This window comes from Ferrovibrio sp. (genome assembly GCF_964218355.1).
In the GTDB taxonomy this organism is placed as follows: Bacteria; Pseudomonadota; Alphaproteobacteria; order Ferrovibrionales; family Ferrovibrionaceae; genus Ferrovibrio.
In genome coordinates this window covers 61082-77510 of sequence record NZ_CAXPMC010000019.1, presented here as the reverse complement: position 1 = coordinate 77510, position 16429 = coordinate 61082, and the positions used below count along the sequence as shown (strand labels likewise).

General features: G+C 69.7%; 19 protein-coding genes and 1 riboswitch. Of the genes, 3 read left to right on the top strand and 16 right to left on the bottom strand.

Annotation, left to right across the window (positions count from 1 at the left end):
* Positions 1–34: 34 nt before the first annotated feature.
* Positions 35–108, top strand: a riboswitch (Fluoride riboswitch).
* Positions 109–201: 93 nt separating this feature from the next.
* Positions 202–612 (top strand): fluoride efflux transporter CrcB, encoded by a 411-nt coding sequence (gene crcB / locus ACEQZY_RS12960; protein WP_341703799.1) that lies wholly within the window; start codon positions 202–204, stop codon positions 610–612.
* 61 nt (positions 613–673) lie between these two features.
* Here the strand turns inward: crcB and ACEQZY_RS12955 are convergent, their stop codons facing one another.
* From ACEQZY_RS12955 to ACEQZY_RS12920, 8 genes are all read right to left on the bottom strand, one after another.
* Positions 674–1519, bottom strand: coding sequence for a ferredoxin--NADP reductase (locus ACEQZY_RS12955; protein ID WP_370155005.1), 846 nt, complete (start codon positions 1517–1519; stop codon positions 674–676).
* Positions 1520–1683: 164 nt separating this feature from the next.
* On the bottom strand, positions 1684–2859 hold the full coding sequence (locus ACEQZY_RS12950) for a cytochrome-c peroxidase (RefSeq protein WP_370155003.1): 1176 nt from the start codon (positions 2857–2859) through the stop codon (positions 1684–1686).
* Complete coding sequence (locus ACEQZY_RS12945; protein WP_341703801.1) at positions 2856–3230, bottom strand: hypothetical protein; 375 nt, start codon at positions 3228–3230, stop codon at positions 2856–2858. Before ACEQZY_RS12945 ends, ACEQZY_RS12950 begins: the two co-directional genes overlap by 4 nt.
* The gene (locus tag ACEQZY_RS12940; protein WP_370155000.1) at positions 3227–4069 is read right to left on the bottom strand and encodes an amidohydrolase family protein; all 843 of its coding nucleotides are present in this window, start codon (positions 4067–4069) and stop codon (positions 3227–3229) included. Before ACEQZY_RS12940 ends, ACEQZY_RS12945 begins: the two co-directional genes overlap by 4 nt.
* A gap of 79 nt (positions 4070–4148) precedes the next feature.
* Positions 4149–4865: a ribonuclease activity regulator RraA gene (locus ACEQZY_RS12935; protein WP_341703804.1), complete on the bottom strand. Its 717-nt coding sequence runs from the start codon at positions 4863–4865 to the stop codon at positions 4149–4151.
* 59 nt (positions 4866–4924) lie between these two features.
* On the bottom strand, positions 4925–5254 hold the full coding sequence (locus ACEQZY_RS12930; protein WP_370154998.1) for a ferredoxin family 2Fe-2S iron-sulfur cluster binding protein: 330 nt from the start codon (positions 5252–5254) through the stop codon (positions 4925–4927).
* A gap of 134 nt (positions 5255–5388) precedes the next feature.
* Complete coding sequence (locus ACEQZY_RS12925) at positions 5389–5835, bottom strand: group III truncated hemoglobin (protein WP_370154995.1); 447 nt, start codon at positions 5833–5835, stop codon at positions 5389–5391.
* Positions 5836–5989: 154 nt separating this feature from the next.
* Positions 5990–7135: a cysteine desulfurase family protein gene (locus ACEQZY_RS12920; protein ID WP_370154993.1), complete on the bottom strand. Its 1146-nt coding sequence runs from the start codon at positions 7133–7135 to the stop codon at positions 5990–5992.
* Between the two features lie 147 nt (positions 7136–7282).
* Between ACEQZY_RS12920 and ACEQZY_RS12915 the strand changes: the two genes are divergently transcribed.
* Complete coding sequence (locus ACEQZY_RS12915; protein ID WP_341705372.1) at positions 7283–7981, top strand: alpha/beta hydrolase; 699 nt, start codon at positions 7283–7285, stop codon at positions 7979–7981.
* 5 nt (positions 7982–7986) lie between these two features.
* Here the strand turns inward: ACEQZY_RS12915 and ACEQZY_RS12910 are convergent, their stop codons facing one another.
* The 8 genes from ACEQZY_RS12910 to ACEQZY_RS12875 form a co-directional block, all read right to left on the bottom strand.
* On the bottom strand, positions 7987–9069 hold the full coding sequence (locus ACEQZY_RS12910; RefSeq protein WP_370154990.1) for a hypothetical protein: 1083 nt from the start codon (positions 9067–9069) through the stop codon (positions 7987–7989).
* Positions 9070–9541: 472 nt separating this feature from the next.
* Positions 9542–9820 (bottom strand): type II toxin-antitoxin system RelE/ParE family toxin, encoded by a 279-nt coding sequence (locus ACEQZY_RS12905; protein ID WP_370154988.1) that lies wholly within the window; start codon positions 9818–9820, stop codon positions 9542–9544.
* 10 nt (positions 9821–9830) lie between these two features.
* Entirely contained in the window at positions 9831–10121 is a 291-nt protein-coding gene (locus tag ACEQZY_RS12900) for a CopG family ribbon-helix-helix protein (RefSeq protein WP_370154986.1), read from the bottom strand.
* 71 nt (positions 10122–10192) lie between these two features.
* On the bottom strand, positions 10193–10405 hold the full coding sequence (locus ACEQZY_RS12895) for a hypothetical protein (RefSeq protein WP_370154983.1): 213 nt from the start codon (positions 10403–10405) through the stop codon (positions 10193–10195).
* Positions 10406–10477: 72 nt separating this feature from the next.
* Positions 10478–11923: an amidase gene (locus ACEQZY_RS12890; RefSeq protein ID WP_370154980.1), complete on the bottom strand. Its 1446-nt coding sequence runs from the start codon at positions 11921–11923 to the stop codon at positions 10478–10480.
* A gap of 2 nt (positions 11924–11925) precedes the next feature.
* Complete coding sequence (locus ACEQZY_RS12885) at positions 11926–12651, bottom strand: alpha/beta fold hydrolase (protein ID WP_370154978.1); 726 nt, start codon at positions 12649–12651, stop codon at positions 11926–11928.
* A 119-nt stretch (positions 12652–12770) separates the two neighbouring features.
* On the bottom strand, positions 12771–13814 hold the full coding sequence (locus ACEQZY_RS12880) for a helix-turn-helix domain-containing protein (protein WP_370154975.1): 1044 nt from the start codon (positions 13812–13814) through the stop codon (positions 12771–12773).
* 30 nt (positions 13815–13844) lie between these two features.
* On the bottom strand, positions 13845–14984 hold the full coding sequence (locus tag ACEQZY_RS12875; protein ID WP_370154972.1) for an anhydro-N-acetylmuramic acid kinase: 1140 nt from the start codon (positions 14982–14984) through the stop codon (positions 13845–13847).
* 112 nt (positions 14985–15096) lie between these two features.
* On the opposite strand from ACEQZY_RS12875, the gene tyrS reads away from it, so the two are divergent.
* Positions 15097–16359 (top strand): tyrosine--tRNA ligase, encoded by a 1263-nt coding sequence (tyrS, locus tag ACEQZY_RS12870; protein WP_341705665.1) that lies wholly within the window; start codon positions 15097–15099, stop codon positions 16357–16359.
* Positions 16360–16429 lie beyond the last annotated feature (70 nt).

Genomic DNA, 16429 nt, shown 5'->3' with positions numbered 1-16429 from the left:
AGGCTTTGACCGCCATCAAAAAAAGGCTAACATCCGGGCCGATGGGGATGGAGTCCCCCGACAACCGCCGCCGGCCCGATGCCGGTCGCTGATGGCTCCTACCGCGGTGTGATGGCGGTAGGATTCTGTCTGAAAATCCCCCCTCCACCACCGGGAACTTTTTTTGGCTCTGGCCGGGATGCCGGTCGTGTGAGGGATGTGATGATCGGATACGTGCTTGTCGCCGCCGGCGGCGCCCTGGGCAGCATCGTTCGATACTGGATCAGCGAACGCCTCGACGATCGCCTGAATGCGGCCCTGCCTCAGCTGATGTTTCCCGTCGGCACCCTGCTGGTGAACGTGCTGGGCAGTTTCGCGATCGGCCTGCTGGCCGGCATGGCGGAAGGCGGCAGCCGCCTTGGCATGACCGATGGCAGCCGGCTGCTGCTGATGGTCGGTCTGTGCGGCGGCTTCACGACGTTTTCCAGCTTCAGCCTGCAGACGCTGGGCCTGCTGCGCGAGGGGCTGCTGCTGCGCGCCGGCGGCAACGCCGCCCTGTCGGTGCTGCTCTGCCTGCTGGCCACCTGGGCCGGCCTGGCCCTGGTGCAGGCAATCGGCCGGCCAGTTCCCTGAGCGCGGTTACCTGAGCGCGGTTACCTGAGGTGGTTCCCTGAGGGCGGCCGGCCGCACGGCCTTACTGCTCGACGAAGGCCTTTTCGATCACATACTGGCCGGCGCCGGTGGTGGAGCCTTCCTGCCAGCCCTTCTCGTCCAGCATGGTACGCATGTCGGCCAGCATGGCCGGGCTGCCGCACAGCATGATGCGGTCGGTCTCGATGTTCAGCGGCGGCAGGCCGAGATCGGCGAACAGCTTGCCCGACGCGATCAGGTCGGTGACGCGGCCCTTGTTGCGGAAATCCTCGCGGGTGACGGTCGGGTAATAGACCAGCTTCTTCTTCACGTCCTCGCCGAAGAATTCGTTCTCCGGCAGCTCCTTCGTGATGAAGTCCTCATAGGCCAGTTCGCCCACGGTGCGCACGCCGTGCACCAGCACGATCTTCTCGAACCGTTCATAGGCATCCGGGTCCTTGATCACCGACATGAACGGCGCAAGGCCGGTGCCGGTCGACAGCAGATAGAGCGTCCTGCCCGGGGTCAGGTTGTCCTGCAGCAGGGTGCCGGTCGCCTTGCGGCCGACGATGATGCGGTCGCCCACCTTGATATGCTGCAGCCGCGAGGTCAGCGGGCCGTCCTGCACCTTGATCGACAGGAATTCGAGGAACTCTTCGTAGTTCGCGCTGACCATCGAATAGGCGCGCAGCAGCGGCTTGTCGTTGACGATCAGGCCGATCATCGCGAACTGGCCGTTGATGAAACGGAAGCTCGGGTCGCGCGTCGTCCTGAAGGTGAACAGCGTATCGGTCCAGTGATGGACATGGGTCACCGTCTCCTCGCGCAGATTGCCACCCGGCTTGATCAGCGGGTGCGACGGCGCGGTTTCGACGGGGGAAGCAACGGCGGCAGCAGCAGTCTGGGTCATGATTTCGCTCGACAGGTCAGGGACAGCTTAGGCGGGGCTGACCGGAAAACGTCGCGGCCTATTCATATGTGTACATATAATACATTTCGGCCGCCGACGCATCCCCAAATATACATTCTCCACAAAATATCAAGCCTTCTTCATTATTCACACATAAAGTACGTTTATTCTCCGGTCCCGCACTTCCCGGCCCTTTCCAGCCAGCCGCCGCCCCGAGCATCCGCCGGCGCCGACAGGCTGGCAAGGAAAGCGGCAAGATCGGCAGCCTCCCGCGGACTGAAATGCTGCGCCCGCAGGATCGCCTCGCCGTCGCTGTGCAGCCGGTCCGGATCGAGGTCGGAATAATGCCCGATCACGGCCGCCTGAGTCGGCAGGCTGCCATTGTGCATGTAGGGCGCCGTATGGGCCAGATTGCGCAGGGAGGGCGTCTTGAATTCGCCCCAGTTGCGGTGCTGGCGCTCGGCATGCCGCACGGCAAAGGCGCTGGTGCCCGACGCATCGTCGCTGTGCCGCGACAGCCGGTTCCACGGGCTTTCCCGCACCTGCCGGATGCCCTCGAAACGGCCCGGATCGGGCCGGCCGGACGCCGTGAAGAATGGCAGGCCGGTATCGTGGAACTCGCCATTGGTGAAAGCCGGGCCGGCATGGCACATCACGCAGTTGCCGCGGCCGAGAAACAGCGTCAGGCCGCGCCGGGCATCCTCCGGATACTCCGACGCCCGGCCCTGCAGCAGTGCGTCACGGAACTCGTCGAAGGGCGCGCGGGCCGAGACGATGGTCTCCTGGAAGGCCGCCAGCGCCTTGGCTGCCAGCACCAGCACCTCTTCATCCGCCAGCGCATCCGCCTCCTGCCCGGCGGCGGCGGCAAAGCAGCGCGACAGCGCATCGTCGCCGCGGATCACGGCAGCCGTCTGCGCCGCGCTGCCGCCCATCTCGGCCGCTGAAAGCACCGGCCGGATCGCGGCGGCCCACAGGCTGTCGGATGCCCCGTCCCAGCCGAACCAGCGCAGCAGCCGCGCATTCCACAGGCCCGGCGTATGCCGCACCAGATCGCCCTGCCGGCCTTTGGCCAGCGCACGGCCATCGCCCCAGCCCTGTTCCGGCCGGTGGCAGGATGCGCAACTCATGTCGCCGGCCGCCGACAGCCGCGGCTCGGTGAACAGGGCCGCGCCGAAGGCGATGGCGGCCGGCTGCCCGGACAGCCGGTTGCCCGGATCGGGTGTGAAGGCCGGCGGCCAGGGGCCCAGGCGTTCGATCTGCGCGCGTTCGGCCGGCGTGAATTCCACGGCGGCCGCCGGTGCCGCCAGCAGAACTACCAGCAGCGGCAGCAGCCGGATCATTGGACCGTGACGGTATGCGTCAGCCGTTCGCGCCGGCCATCGGCATGGGTGACGTCGAAGACGAATTCCCAGTCGCCCGGCATGTGGAACAGCAGGCCGTCGGCGCGGAAACCGTCACCGGTCTTGGTCACCGCCGGCCGGTAATTCATGCCGTGCCTGTGCGCCGGCATCGTCGCATCGACCGCCAGCGCCTGCGGCACCGCCCCGCAGGGCGCGATGGCCAGCGCGAAAGGCGCATTCACCGGCAGCGGCGCCGGCTGCGGTGTCACGGCGAGCGACCCGGCGACGAAACCGCCGGCCGGCATCGTGCAGGCCCAGGCCGGCGACGCCGCCAGCAGCAGCAGCAGGATGGCAGCAGCCAGAAACCTCACTGCGCCGCCCCGAAGCCGGTGCGGGCGAACAGGGCCTCGGCATTTTTATGGGCGATGCGGGCGGCGAGATCGGGCGGCAGGCTGCCGAGCCAGGCGCGCGACCAGGCGGCATGTTCGGCGATGTAATACCAGCGTTCCGGCGTGAAGGTATCCGTGCCGACCATGAAGCGGTCGGGATAATCGGCAAACAGCCTGCCCCAGTCGGGATCGACCTTGCCGTCGCGGGCATGCTCGCTGCGGAAGGCGAGATCGGCCCAGAGGTTTTTATGCTTCGCCAGCATCGCCCGCACGGCATCGGGCCGGTCGAAACCCGAATGCGCCCACAGCACCAGCGCATCCGGATCCTGGGCGAAGATGCGGTCGACGGCCTCGGCATCGGAATGGGCGTGCAGGAACAGCCTGTACTGCTTGGCCAGCTGCACCATGCGGCGCGGCACCGGCAGATCGGCGGCGGCGCCGTAGAGATGGAACTCGCCGATGCCGACATAGCGGTGGCGTTTCAGGCGGTCTTCCAGATGGGCGATCACGGTCTCGTCGCGGAACCAGGTCGACAGCTCGCCGCGGCTGCGGTAGGGCCGCAGCTCCGGCACGATCAGGTCGGGCGCGACCGCATAGAGCTTCTGGGTGCCGTCATCCGACGAGCTGGAGACCAGCACTTTCGCCAGCCGCGCCTCGCTGCGCAGGATTGCCACGGCCTTTTCCGCCGGCAGCATGTCCCAGGCATCGTGGCTGTAATGCACATGGGCATCGATCAGCGGCCCCGTATAGCCCTGCGCCGATACCGGCCCGGCGGCGGCCACAGCCGCCAGCAGACCCAGACCAAAAAGCCCCTGTTTCATTCCCGCCTCCCCGGCAGATCGTGACGGAGAGAAGATAGGGCTGCCGCGGACGAAAGCCCAGAGCGAGTCCGGGCAGACGTCAGCGGCCCTTCTGCTTGCGCCAGGCCTCGAAATCCACCTTGGTCTGCGGGTCGGTGGCGGGATAGAGGCCGCGGATCGAGCGGCCGCCCAGCACCTGTTCGGTGACGAAATCCTCGAAGGCGGTCATCTCGACGGCCTCGGCGGCGATCTCGTCGGCGATGCCGGCCGGGATCACCATCACCCCGTCGCCATCGCCCACGACCACGTCGCCCGGGAAGACCGGGGCATCGCCGCAGCCGATCGGCACGTTGATGTCGATGGCCTGGTGCAGGGTCAGGTTGGTCGGCGCCGAGGGCCGGCTGTGGAAGGCCGGAATCTTCAGCTGCGCGATCTCGGCGGCATCGCGGAAGCCACCATCGGTGACCACGCCGGCGACACCGCGCATCATCAGGCGGGAAATCAGGATCGAACCGGCGGAGGCCGCCCGGGCATCCTTGCGGCTGTCCATCACCAGCACCGCGCCGGCCGGGCAGATCTCGATCGCCTTGCGCTGCGGGTGTTCCGGGTCCTGGAACACCGTGATCGGGTTCAGGTCCTCGCGGGCCGGCATGTAGCGCAGGGTGAAGGCCTCGCCGACCATGGTCGGCAGCGCCGGGTTCAGCGGCTTGACGTCCTGGATGAACTGGTTGCGCAGGCCGCGCTTGTACAGGGCGGTGGCGAGCGTGGCGGTGCTGACGGTCTTCAGCTTGTCGCGGGTCGCGGGACTCAGGGCCATGATGCGGGTTTCCTCCGGGGGCCGGCTTGTCGTTGCGCCGGCCGTCGGGAGGGCCGGGTTCAGCCCATCATGTTGCGCGTCGCGGTCGGCAGCGCAACCGTCAGGCCGTCCAGTTCCGGGGTCATGATCAGCTGGCAGCCCAGCCGCGAGGTGCGGGTCAGGCCGAAGGCGAGGTCGAGCATGTCTTCCTCGTCGGGCCGGGCGGCCGGCAGCCGGCCGTACCAGTCGGCATCGACGATGACATGGCAGGTCGAGCAGGCCAGCGAACCCTCGCAGGCCCCCTCGATGTCGATGCCGTGCTTGTGGGCGATCTCCAGCACCGAGAGGCCGACCGGGGCCTCCACGTCGAGGCGTTTGCCGTCGGGCTGGATGAAGGTCATCTTGGGCATGGGACGCGGGTTCTCCTTGGGGGGCCGGGAGGATATATCGTCCGCCCCCGTCCGCTGCAACCGGCCTCCCGCAGCCGGCCCCCCGCAGCGGCCCTCTGCAGCCGGCCCTCTGCAGCCGGGGCCGCCGCCCGGGATCAGTCCTGCTGCTGGCGGGCCTGCCACTGGCGCAGGCGGCCGTTCAGGGCATCGGCGATGGCCAGCGCCCGGCCGGCCGCCGCCGCCGGCAGGGTGACCGCCACGCTGCGCCGGAACAGCGCCGTCCAGCGGTCGAAATGCTCCGGCCCCAGCCGCAGCCGGCCATGGGCCCCGATCACGCAGCCGCCATAGCGGGCGGTGCCCAGCAGCACGGCGGACCAGAAATCGGTCACAACCCTGAGATGGTCCTCCCAGTCCGGGACCACCGCCCGGAACATCGGCCCGAGCAGGGCGTCGTCATCGATGCGGCCGTAGAAATCCCGCACCAGCGCCGCCACCATCTCCTCCGTCAGGGCGCCATCCTGCTGTTCCGGCCGCCCCTCCGGCGGCAGCGCCGCGCGGCTGCCATCGACCTGTCCCATGCCCGCCTCTGCATCCGGTTCCATCCCGGGAATCCTAGCAGCCGGCCGCCATGGTGCCTTGCGCAGGATCAAGACCGGCGGCCGGCACCGTGCCGCCGGAGTCCTGAAGATTTCACTTCAAAAAGACATAATTACCTATATAAAACAATATAATATATCTATTATATGAACAGAAAAATCACTTGATGCTGCGCCCCTGCAGGGCGATCCAGGCCGCCGCCGCGCGCTCGACATCCGCCGCCGTGCTGGCCCAGCCGAGACTGAAGCGCAGGGCCTCGCGCGCCGCCTGATCCGGCAGGCCCATGGCGGTCAGCACATGGCTGGGCGTCACCTTGCCCGACGAGCAGGCCGAGCCGGCGGACACCGCCACCCCGGCCAGGTCCAGCGCCATCACCTGGGTCTCGGCCGGCACCCCGGGCATGCCGATGCAGAGCGTGTTCGGCAACCTTTCCGCGTGGCCGGCATGGACCGGCGCGGCCGGGCAGGCCGCCGTCAGCAGCCCCTGCAGGCGGTTGCGCAGGCCGGCCAGCCGGGCGGCTTCCGCCGCCAGCCCGGCCCGGGCGGCATCGGCCGCGGCCCCGAAGGCGGCGATGCCGGACAGGTTCTCGGTGCCGGCCCGCTGGCCCAGTTCCTGCCCGCCGCCCAGCAGCAGCGGCGCCGGGGTCCAGTCGTCGCGGCAGACCAGCGCCCCCGTCCCGGCCGCCCCGCCCAGCTTGTGGGCCGAGAGGGTGAGGAAGTCGCAGCCCAGCGCCGCGAGGTCGAGCGGGATCTTGCCGGCGGCCTGCACGGCATCGCACAGCACCAGCGCGCCGCGCGCATGCGCCAGTCGGGTGACTTCGGCCACCGGCTGGACTGCCCCGGTCTCGTTGTTGGCCAGCATCAGGCAGACCAGCGCCGGGCCTTCCCCACCATCCAGTGCCGCGACAATGGCGGCCGGATCGACAATGCCGTCCGGCCCGGCCGGCACTTCCACAAGCGGCAGGCCGGCGGCCCGGGCCGGGCGCAGCACGGAATCATGCTCGATGGCGGCGACCACCAGCCGGGTCACCCCGGCCTGCCGGATCGCCAGCCGCAGCGCGAGGTTGTTGGCCTCGGTGCCGCCGGAGGTGAAGACCACCCGTTTCGGCGCGGCGCCGGCCAGCGCGGCGACCGATTCCCGGGCCGACTCGGCGATCTTCCGGGCCGCCCGGCCGAAGCCATGCACCGAAGATGGGTTGGCCGGCGCCGCCAGGGCGGCCAGCAGGGCCTCGCGCGCCACCGGCCGCAGGGGTGCCGTAGCGTTATAATCGAGGTAAACCGGCAAAGATTCTGCGGACTTGAACATGACGGCTGCATTTCAGGCTTGAATTCGCGACTGCCGATTATGGTAAAATTGGCCCGCAATCAAACGAAACCAGCTTCCGACCGTTGGTCCAGACGCCGCAATCCGGGGTGATTGTCCCGGAAATCCGGCGAAAAGTGACGAGCCGCAATGCCAGAAATCATTTTCCCGGGTCCCGATGGCCGGCTGGAAGGCCGGTACAGCCACGGCCCCGCGGCCAATGCCCCGATCGCCCTGATCCTGCATCCGCATCCGCTGTATGGCGGGACGATGAACAACAAGGTGGCCTACACCCTGTTTCACGTCTTCGCCAAACGCGGCTTTTCGGTGATGCGCTTCAATTTCCGTGGCGTCGGCCGCAGCCAGGGCAGCTTCGACAACGGCGTCGGCGAATTGTCGGATGCCGCCTCGGCGCTCGACTACCTGCAGACCCACAACCCGAATGCCGCCGCCGTCTGGATCGCCGGCTTTTCCTTCGGCGCCTGGATCGCCATGCAGCTGCTGATGCGCCGCCCGGAGATCGACGGCTTCATCGCGGTGGCGCCGCCGGCCAACATGTATGATTTCGGCTTCCTCGCCCCCTGCCCGTCTTCCGGCCTGATCGTGCAGGGTTCAGACGACAAGATCGTGCCCGAGAATGACAGCGCCAAGCTGGCCCAGCGGCTGTCGCTGCAGAAGGGCATCAAGATCGACTACAAGAAGGTGACCGGCGCCGACCATTTCTTCGAGGGCAAGCTCGACGAGCTGACGCTGGCGGCCGACAAATACATCAAGGCCTCGCTGGTGCCGACCTCGGCCCGCGCCGGCAAGGGTGCCGCCGAAAAGGCCGCCACGCCGCCGACGGAATAGCCGCCTCACGGCGTGGCCGGATGCCCGCTTTCGCGGGCATGACGGGAGAGGGAGGACCGATTTTCCTCATCGTCTTTCCCGCGCGTGCGGGAAGCCGGCATGTCCCCGCCACTGCCGCCGGGCCTGCCGGCTGCCAGATCCTGCTGTTCCGGCCCCGGCAGATCGCTGGGCGGATCGCCCGGAAGATTGCCGCCGGCATCCGTTGATGGCGGCAGGTCGACGATCGCACCCGAGCGGTAGGGCCGCACGATGCTGTAATCCCAGTCTTCTTTCTCAGTATTCTCTGTCGGCGGGCTCACCGGTGTCTCTGCCGGCGCAGACCGCTGCGCACCGCCGGTGACCGCTGCGGACCGTTCGGGTCCGCTGGTGACCGCTGCGGACCGTTCAGGTCCGCTGGTGACCGCTGCGGACCGTTCAGGTCCGCTGGTGACCGTTTCTGACCGTTCCGGACCGCCACGGTCCGGTACGGACCGCTCTGAACCACCGGTGACCGCCGCGGACCGTCCGGGTCCGGCTGTGGCAGGTGCGACATCATCACCCGGGCGCGGATCGAGCTGGCCGGCGGCCACCAGCCGCCGCCGGGTGGCTTCCAGCTCCACCTGCGCCGCCGCCATCAGGCCGTCCATCTCCCGCTTCTCGGCCACGAAGGCCTCGTAGCGGGCCCGCACCGGCGGCCGGTCGCCGGTATCGGCCAGCTTCTGCACCAGATCGTCGCCATCCCGCCGGTCGCGCTCGGCCGCGCGCCGCGCGCCGCAGCCGGCCAGCCCGCTTTCGGCCACCAGCCATTGCAGGCTGTCGCCGTCCAGACCCAGCGGGTCGCGGCTGCAGGCCAGCACGGTGTCGCGGGCGGCGGCGGCCAGATGCAGCTCGGCCTGCAGGCGCTGCCGCTCGACCGCCTGGCGGATAAAGAAGCGGAAACGCAGGGACCGGTTCAGGTGGCGCCAGATCCGCTCGGCCGGCAGGTCCAGCAGGCCGGCGGCCTCCTCCACCGTGCGGCCGCCGGCGATCAGCGCGGCAGCGCATTTCCAGTCGATCTTCGTGTAGGGCCGCTGTTTCGGCGTGCGTCCGGGGGCGGTACTCCCCGCCATGGATGCATCATTCGCGGATTTTCCGTTCGCGGACGAGGTTTCGGGGGTCATGGCTTTGCTCCTTTTCCTGTGGATCGCGCTATTCACAGGGAAATAGGAGGTACGGAGCAGATTTCAATACAAAAGAAGAACAAATATGATATAATGCCTGCCTGTGTATGCAGGCCAGCGGATTTCCTGCCCGGCCCCGGTACCCTGCCGCCATGCGCTGGCGCGACTGGATCGTCCTTGCCGTCATCGCCGCCGCCGGCTGGAGCATTGCCGGGCTGGTGGCGCTGACCCTGCTGTCGCGGGTTGACTGGCTGCACAGACCGAAGCGCCACGTGAGGCAGAGACAAAACTGGCGCGGCTGGCCGAGCGCATGGCGCGCCATCGCGCGCTTTACGTGGCGCGCCCCTTCGGCCTCGCGCTGGTGATGCTGGGCGGCGGCATGACGCTGCTGCATGTGACATGAACACCGCGATCCATGCCGCTACCTTTCCTCGCGTGCATGCCACAGGCGCAGCACATGGATCGCATCGCCGCGCAACTCGTAGCGCAGTTCGTAGGGGCCGACCAGAATGCGGCGCACCTCGCGCGGCAGGAATTCGTCCAGTTGCTCGCCGAGGCGCGGATGCGGCATCAGGCGTTCCGGCGCGGCGACGATCGCCTGCACGGCTCTGGCTGCCGCGGCCGGATTCACTGCCGCCAGAAAGTCATGCAGCCGGGCGATATCGGCCACTGCCGCCGCGCTCCAGTGCAGCGATCTCATTCCGGCAGACTCAGCGGCGCGTCGTCCTGCGGCCTGTATCCGCTGCCGGGACCGGCAGTGGACGGCCGGTGCCGAGGCTGTCAGCCCAGCGCCGCATCGCCTCATGGCCGACGACGCGGCCGGCCTCGGTGTCGGCCAGCGCCTCCAGGGTCAGGCGGTGCCGCTCCTCCTCCTGGTCGATCCAGGCGGACAGGGCCTGCTTGACGATCCAGCCGCGCGGACGTTCCAGCCGCGCGGCCAGTTCATCGACCTTTTCCGCCAGATCAAGCGGGACATGGGCAGTGAGAACCCGGGTGGTCATGGCAGCCTCCGATCCGTCAGGATTAATCATAATGATTAAGTCTGATTAGGCAATCGGATTGCGCCCCTGTATCAAGGCGCCGCCGTATCGTCCTTGTGCAGATGCAGGAAGCGGGCGATGGCGGTTTTCAGGGCCGGGTCCTGGCTGTCGCGGGCGGCCGCCGCGCAGCGGAACAGTTCGCGCTGCAGCGGCACGGGCAGGTCGTTCCACTGCAGCACCACGGCGGAGCCGAGGCATTCCAGCACCTGACGTTCGTCGGCACTGAGCATGGGGCTGTCGGTCATGGCATCCTCCCGCCGGTTTCCCTGCCGGAGGATATAGGCCGCGGCCGCCCGCCTGTTACCCCTGCCCGCCTGTTACCCCTGCCCGGCCAGCCGCGCCAGCAGGGCGGCCTGCCGCTGCGGCCATCCGGTTTCGCGTTCCAGCACGGCGCCCAGCGCGAACAGCAGGTCCTCGCGCCCGGCATGGGCGACGAACTGCATGCCCAGCGGCAGGCCGTCGTCGCTCCAGGCCACCGGCAGGCTGATGGCCGGCAGGCCGGCGCCGTTCCACAGCGAGGTGAAGGGTGCATAGGTGAAGACGCCGGCCAGGAAGCGGCCGAAATCCTCCGTCGCCGTGTCGAGCCGGCCGAGCGGCAGCGCCGGCAGCGCCACGGTGGGCGACAGCAGCAGGTCGATCTCCGCCATCTGCGCCTGCGCCGCGCCGGCCACCAGATGGATATCGGCGATGGCGCGGTTGAGCGCCGCGCCATCGGCGGCGCGGGCCATCCGGATCGCCTGCCAGACCGCGGGTTCGAAATCCTCCGCCCCCGCCCTGCGCCCGGTCGCCTCCTCATGGGCGGCCACCGTCGCCGCCACCGAGGAGGCCAGCACCAGGGTGAAGGCGCGGGCATAGCGCGGCACGTCGATGGCGATGCGCAGCGGCCGCGTCTCGTGGCCGAGGCGCCGGCAGAGATCGGCCGTGCGTTCCAGCGCCGCCAGGCAGGCCGGATCGACCGCCACGCCCGAAGGCGGCGCCGCCATCACGCCGATGCGCAGCCGCGGCGGCGCCCGGTCGCAGGCGGCGAGGAAACTGCCGGCATCGGGGGCGCGATAGGGCGCCGGCGCGTCGCGGTTGGCGGTGGCATCGAGGATGCCGGCACTGTCGCGCAGGCTGCGCGTCACCGCATGGGCATTGAACTGGTCACTCCAGCCCTCGCCCTCATCAAGGCCGGCGAAATTGCGGCCGCGGCTGGGCTTGAGGCCGACCAGCCCGCAGGCCGCCGCCGGGATGCGGGTGGAACCGCCGCTGTCGGTGGCATGGGCGGCCGGCACCATGCCGCTGGCCACCGCGGCGGCGGCGCCGCCGCTGGACCCGCCGGGCGACAGCGCCATGTTCCACGGATTGCGGGTCGGGCCGTGCAGCCGCGGCTCGGTGGTGGCGTTGAGGCCGAATTCCGGCGTGTTGGTGCGGCCGATGATGATGAAGCCGGCGCGACGCAGGCGGCGCACCAGATCGCTGTCATGGCCGGAGCGGTGGCCGGCCAGGAAGGCCGAACCCTGGGTGAGATGCGAGCCCTGCACCAGCGTGTGCAGGTCCTTCACCAGATAGGGCACGCCGGCAAAGGGCGCCGCCGGATCGAGCGCCGCAAGCTGCGCGTCGATGCCGCCATACAGGGTTTCGACCACCGCGTTGATGCGCGGGTTCAGCGCGTCGATGCGGTCGACCGCCGCCTGCACCGCCTCGGCCGCGCTGACATGGCCGGCGCGGATCGCGGCGGCCAGCGCCGTCGCGTCCGCCGCGAGGTAATCCGCAGCCTGCACCCTCAGTCCCTCGCCGCCTGCAGGATCGCCTGGGCGGCGCGCTCGGGAGCCGAGAACATCACCTCGTGGCTGCCCTCGATATCGATCAGGCGGCACAGGCCGAGCCGGTTGTAGAACCGCGGGAAGAAGCCCCATTCGCCCGGCGGGAACGCCGTGTCGCCGCGGCAGTTGATGAAACTGCGCGGGGTTTCCAGCGTCTCGAAGCCGTTGCTGTCGATCACCTCGGTGACCGGCCGGAAGGGTTCCGGGCAGAGCCCGTCGAAGGCGCGCTGCGCCACCGCGGTTTCGGCATCGCCGATGAAGGCCTCGCGCCAGACCGGCCAGGGCAGCGTGATGGCATTGTCGGGCGAGGCTGCCGCCATGGCGGCGAAGGCCTCGGCGCTGGCCGGCGGCAGCACGTCGAGCAGGCGCTCGCCATGGGCCGGGATGATGGCGGCCAGGAAGACCAGCCGTTCCAGCCGCTCGCGCACCAGGCCGGCGGCGGCGGCCACCACGGCACCGCCCAGGCTGTGGCCGACCAGCACCACCCGCTCCTCCTTCGCCGCGCGCACCGCATCGGCGACGGCGGCGACATAATCGGCGAAGCCGACATCGGGCGAGGCGCCGCGGCCATGGCCCGGCAGGGTCGGCGCCGTCACGCTGTGGCCGGCCTTGCGCAGATGGGCGGCCACGGCATCCCAGCCGCTGCCGTCATGCCAGGATCCGTGGACGAGTACGAAGGCGGTCATGCTGCATCTCCCCTGATGGCGGGGCGACGGCCCCGGCGGATGCGGGGCAGGCTAGCGATGACGGCGGCGGATGTTTTTGGCCGGCGGCACGGAGTTTTTGGCTGCCGTCACAAATCCGGTCACCCGGCGGCAGCCGGAACCGGGACCGCTGCCGGCGCCGGCGCGTGCCGGCGGCCGCGCACCTCGCGCGGGGCGATGCCGAAATGGCCGCGAAATGCCGTGGTGAAACTGGCCTGGTGCTGGTAGCCGACGGCATAGGCGACCTCGGCCACCGAGCGGTCGCCGCGGGCCAGCATGTCCCAGGCGGCGCTCAGGCGGCGGCCGAGCTGGTAATCGTAGACGCTGGTGCCGTACAGCAGGCGGAAGCCGTAGGCGAGCTGGTTGCGGTTCAGTCCGACCCGGCGCGCCAGCTGGCCTGCCGGCAGCGCCGCATCGAGGCTGGCCTCCAGCAGGTCGCGCGCCTCGGCAACGCGGCGGCGCTGCTCGTCGGTCAGGCGCAGCGGCGGCACCGGCGCCGCCCCCGCCGCCGCCTCCCAGGCATGGCAGACCAGCTCATGCGCCTTGGTGCCCAGATGCAGGCGGCGCAGCGGCCCGGCAAAGGGACTGTCGACCATCTCGTGCACGGCCCGCGCCATCACCCCGGTCATCGGCAGGCGGTCGAAAAAGAAATCCGGGCAGTCCTCGCCGACGAAAGCGGCCAGGCCGCCCTGCCCGCCGCTGCCGGCCAGCGCCAGCTCGCGGGCGAAATAGGCGCGCTTGGCCGACAGCGTGACGCAGAGCGACTGCGCGCGGTGGCGGATGTCGTGCCGGCATTCGATGCCTTCGGGCTGGTGGAAGACCCGGCATTCGGCACCGGTCAGCGTATAGGCGGCAATGTCGTCGAAGGCGAAGACGGCGGTGGCGTCGAGGCAGAAATTCATCCGCAGCCAGCCCTCGCCGCGATAGCGGATCTGCATGTCGTCGCGCCAGTCGCAGCGGCTGACGATCAGGTTGCAGTCGGGTGCCAGTTCGACGAATTCGAGGATGCCGGCGCCGTGGCCGGCATCCAGGCGGATGCGGTCGGCGGCGGCGGGATCGGCCGGCAGCGGTCCGAACAGCGCCCGCAACTCGGCGGAATTGTTCTCCAGCGACACGGCGCCGCCCGATACGGCCTGCGGTTCCATCGGCCTCTCCCCCGGCAATGCCGGGCCAGCTTAGGACCGCCCTGCCGGCGCGGCAACCCGGTGCCGCCCAGACCGCCACAGCCGGCCGCCGGTGACGGGCCTGCGCACGCCGGTCGTGCCGGGCAGGCTGAGCGGCAGCCCGCGCACGGCCCGCGCGGCGAGGAAGGCGAAAGCCTCGGCCTCCAGATGGTCGCCATGCCAGCCGGCCCGTTCGGCCGCCTCCACCGGCATGTTCAGCGCGCGGGTCAGCATCCCCATCAGGGTCGCATTATGCCGGCCGCCGCCGGCCACCAGGCAGCGTGTCGGGCGTTGCGGCAGCTGGGCAAGACCACGGGCCACGCTGGCCGCCGTGAAGGCCGTCAGCGTGGCGGCACCGTCGGCCGGCGGCAAGGCTGCCGTGATGCCGGCGGCATGGGCGGCGAAATCGTCGCGGTCGAGCGACTTCGGCGGCGGCGCCGCGAAATACGGATGCGCCATCAGCGCGGCCAGCGCCGCCTCGTCAACCGCGCCCTGCGCCGCCAGCGCGCCGGCCGCGTCATGGGCGGCGCCGGTATGCCGCAGCAGCCAGTCGTCGATCAGCGCATTGCCCGGGCCGGTATCGAAAGCCAGCAGGTCGTCGGGCCCGGCGCCGCCGACCCAGGTGACATTGCCGACGCCGCCGAGATTGAGCACCAGCAGCGGCAGCCGAAGCCCGGCATGGCGTGCCAGCGCCGCATGATACAGCGGCACCAGCGGCGCCCCCTGCCCGCCCATGGCGACATCGGCCGCGCGGAAGTCGCTGACCGTGGCGATGCCGGTCAGCCGCGCCAGCAGGCCGCCATCGCCGAGCTGCCAGGTCCGCCGCGGCCGTGCATCCGGGCGGTGCAGCAGGGTCTGGCCGTGGAAGCCGAGCCAGGCCACGTCGGCCGCCGCCATGCCGGCCTGCCGCAGCAGGGCCGCCACCGCTTCCGCATGGGCCTCGGTCAGGGCGCGGGAAACGGCCGCAATGGCCCCGCCCCCGCCCAGGCAGGCGCGGATGCGCGCGCGCAGGCCGGGCTCGTAGGGCAGGGTCAGGCCGGGGCCGAAATCCGCGATGGTCTCGCCATCGGTGCGCAGCAGCGCGGCATCGATGCCGTCCAGCGAGGTGCCGCTCATCAGGCCTATGATCCAGGCGGGTTCGGTCAGGGACAAGGCGGGAACACCGGCAGGGGTTGGGGCCCGGGGGGCGGGGGCTGGGAGAATCGGGACCCGTATGTTAGATCATCGGGCCCCTTTTGGCACAGACCACACCTCCAGGCCCGCGATGACCGAGTACAGCTACCAATCCGACTTCCTGCAGACCCTGGCCCGGCGCGGCTTCATCCACCAGTGCACCGATGCGGCGGCACTGGACGGGAAGGCCATGCAGCCCGGCGGCATCGTCTGCTATGTCGGCTATGACTGCACCGGGCCCAGCCTGCATGTCGGCCACCTGCTGTCGATCATGATGCTGCGCCGCCTGCAGCAGGCCGGCCACAAGCCGATCGTGCTCATGGGCGGCGGCACCACCAAGGTGGGCGATCCGTCCGGCAAGGACGAGAGCCGCAGGCTGCTGACCGCCGACGACATCGCCGCCAACATGGCGAGCATCAAGACGGCCTTCTCGCGCTTCGTGACCTTCGGCGACGGGCCGAGCGATGCGGTGATGGCCAACAATGCCGAATGGCTGGACCGGCTGCAGTATATCGACTTTCTGCGCGATTACGGCCGCCACTTCTCGGTCAACCGCATGCTGTCGTTCGACAGCGTGAAGCTGCGGCTGGAACGCGAGCAGCCGCTCAGCTTCCTCGAATTCAACTACATGATCCTGCAGGCCTACGATTTCGTCGAGCTGGCGCGCCGCTATGGCTGCAACCTGCAGATGGGCGGCTCGGACCAGTGGGGCAACATCGTCAACGGCGTCGAGCTCGGCCGCCGCGTGCACGACCTGTCGCTGTTCGGCCTGACCTGCCCGCTGCTGACCACGGCGGCCGGCCACAAGATGGGCAAGACCGCCTCGGGCGCCGTGTGGCTGAACGACGACATGCTGCCGACCTACGACTACTGGCAGTACTGGCGCAACTGCGAGGATGCCGATGTCGGCCGCTTCCTGCGCCTGTTCACCGACCTGCCCGACGACGAGATCGCGCGGCTGGAAAAGCTGCAGGGCGCCGAGCTGAACGAGGCCAAGAAGATCCTGGCTACCGAGGCGACGGCTTTGTGCCGCGGCCGCGAGGCGGCGGAAGCGGCGGCCGAGACGGCGCGCAAGGCCTTCGAGGAAGGCAGCTTCGGCGGCGCGCTGCCGGTGATCCGCATCGCCCGCGCGCGGCTCGATGCCGGCATCGAGGCCTTTGCGCTGGTGCTGGAAGCCGGACTGGCCAAATCCGGCGGCGAGGCGCGCCGGCATATCCGCGGCAATGCCGTGAAGCTGAACGACCAGCCGGTGAAGGAAGAGACCCAGAAGATCGGCAGCGCCGACCTGGGCAGCGACGGCCGCCTGCGCCTCAGCTTCGGCAAGAAGCAGCATGTGCTGGTCGAGGCGGAATAGCCGCGCCATCCTGAAACCGGCCCCGGCCGGCCCGGTACGCCACAGGCTTCTGGCACACGCCATGCCTCTG

Coding starts and splice junctions, on each gene's coding strand:
- ACEQZY_RS12930 (WP_370154998.1), bottom strand. CDS start 5,254: ATGCCCAAGATGACCTTCATCCAGCCCGACGGCAAACGCCTCGACGTG.
- crcB (WP_341703799.1), top strand. CDS start 202: ATGATCGGATACGTGCTTGTCGCCGCCGGCGGCGCCCTGGGCAGCATC.
- ACEQZY_RS12935 (WP_341703804.1), bottom strand. CDS start 4,865: ATGGCCCTGAGTCCCGCGACCCGCGACAAGCTGAAGACCGTCAGCACC.
- ACEQZY_RS12900 (WP_370154986.1), bottom strand. CDS start 10,121: ATGACCACCCGGGTTCTCACTGCCCATGTCCCGCTTGATCTGGCGGAA.
- ACEQZY_RS12885 (WP_370154978.1), bottom strand. CDS start 12,651: ATGACCGCCTTCGTACTCGTCCACGGATCCTGGCATGACGGCAGCGGC.
- ACEQZY_RS12905 (WP_370154988.1), bottom strand. CDS start 9,820: ATGAGATCGCTGCACTGGAGCGCGGCGGCAGTGGCCGATATCGCCCGG.
- ACEQZY_RS12910 (WP_370154990.1), bottom strand. CDS start 9,069: ATGGCGGGGAGTACCGCCCCCGGACGCACGCCGAAACAGCGGCCCTAC.
- ACEQZY_RS12955 (WP_370155005.1), bottom strand. CDS start 1,519: ATGACCCAGACTGCTGCTGCCGCCGTTGCTTCCCCCGTCGAAACCGCG.
- ACEQZY_RS12915 (WP_341705372.1), top strand. CDS start 7,283: ATGCCAGAAATCATTTTCCCGGGTCCCGATGGCCGGCTGGAAGGCCGG.
- ACEQZY_RS12895 (WP_370154983.1), bottom strand. CDS start 10,405: ATGACCGACAGCCCCATGCTCAGTGCCGACGAACGTCAGGTGCTGGAA.
- ACEQZY_RS12920 (WP_370154993.1), bottom strand. CDS start 7,135: ATGTTCAAGTCCGCAGAATCTTTGCCGGTTTACCTCGATTATAACGCT.
- ACEQZY_RS12925 (WP_370154995.1), bottom strand. CDS start 5,835: ATGGAACCGGATGCAGAGGCGGGCATGGGACAGGTCGATGGCAGCCGC.
- tyrS (WP_341705665.1), top strand. CDS start 15,097: ATGACCGAGTACAGCTACCAATCCGACTTCCTGCAGACCCTGGCCCGG.
- ACEQZY_RS12940 (WP_370155000.1), bottom strand. CDS start 4,069: ATGAAACAGGGGCTTTTTGGTCTGGGTCTGCTGGCGGCTGTGGCCGCC.
- ACEQZY_RS12950 (WP_370155003.1), bottom strand. CDS start 2,859: ATGATCCGGCTGCTGCCGCTGCTGGTAGTTCTGCTGGCGGCACCGGCG.
- ACEQZY_RS12880 (WP_370154975.1), bottom strand. CDS start 13,814: ATGGAACCGCAGGCCGTATCGGGCGGCGCCGTGTCGCTGGAGAACAAT.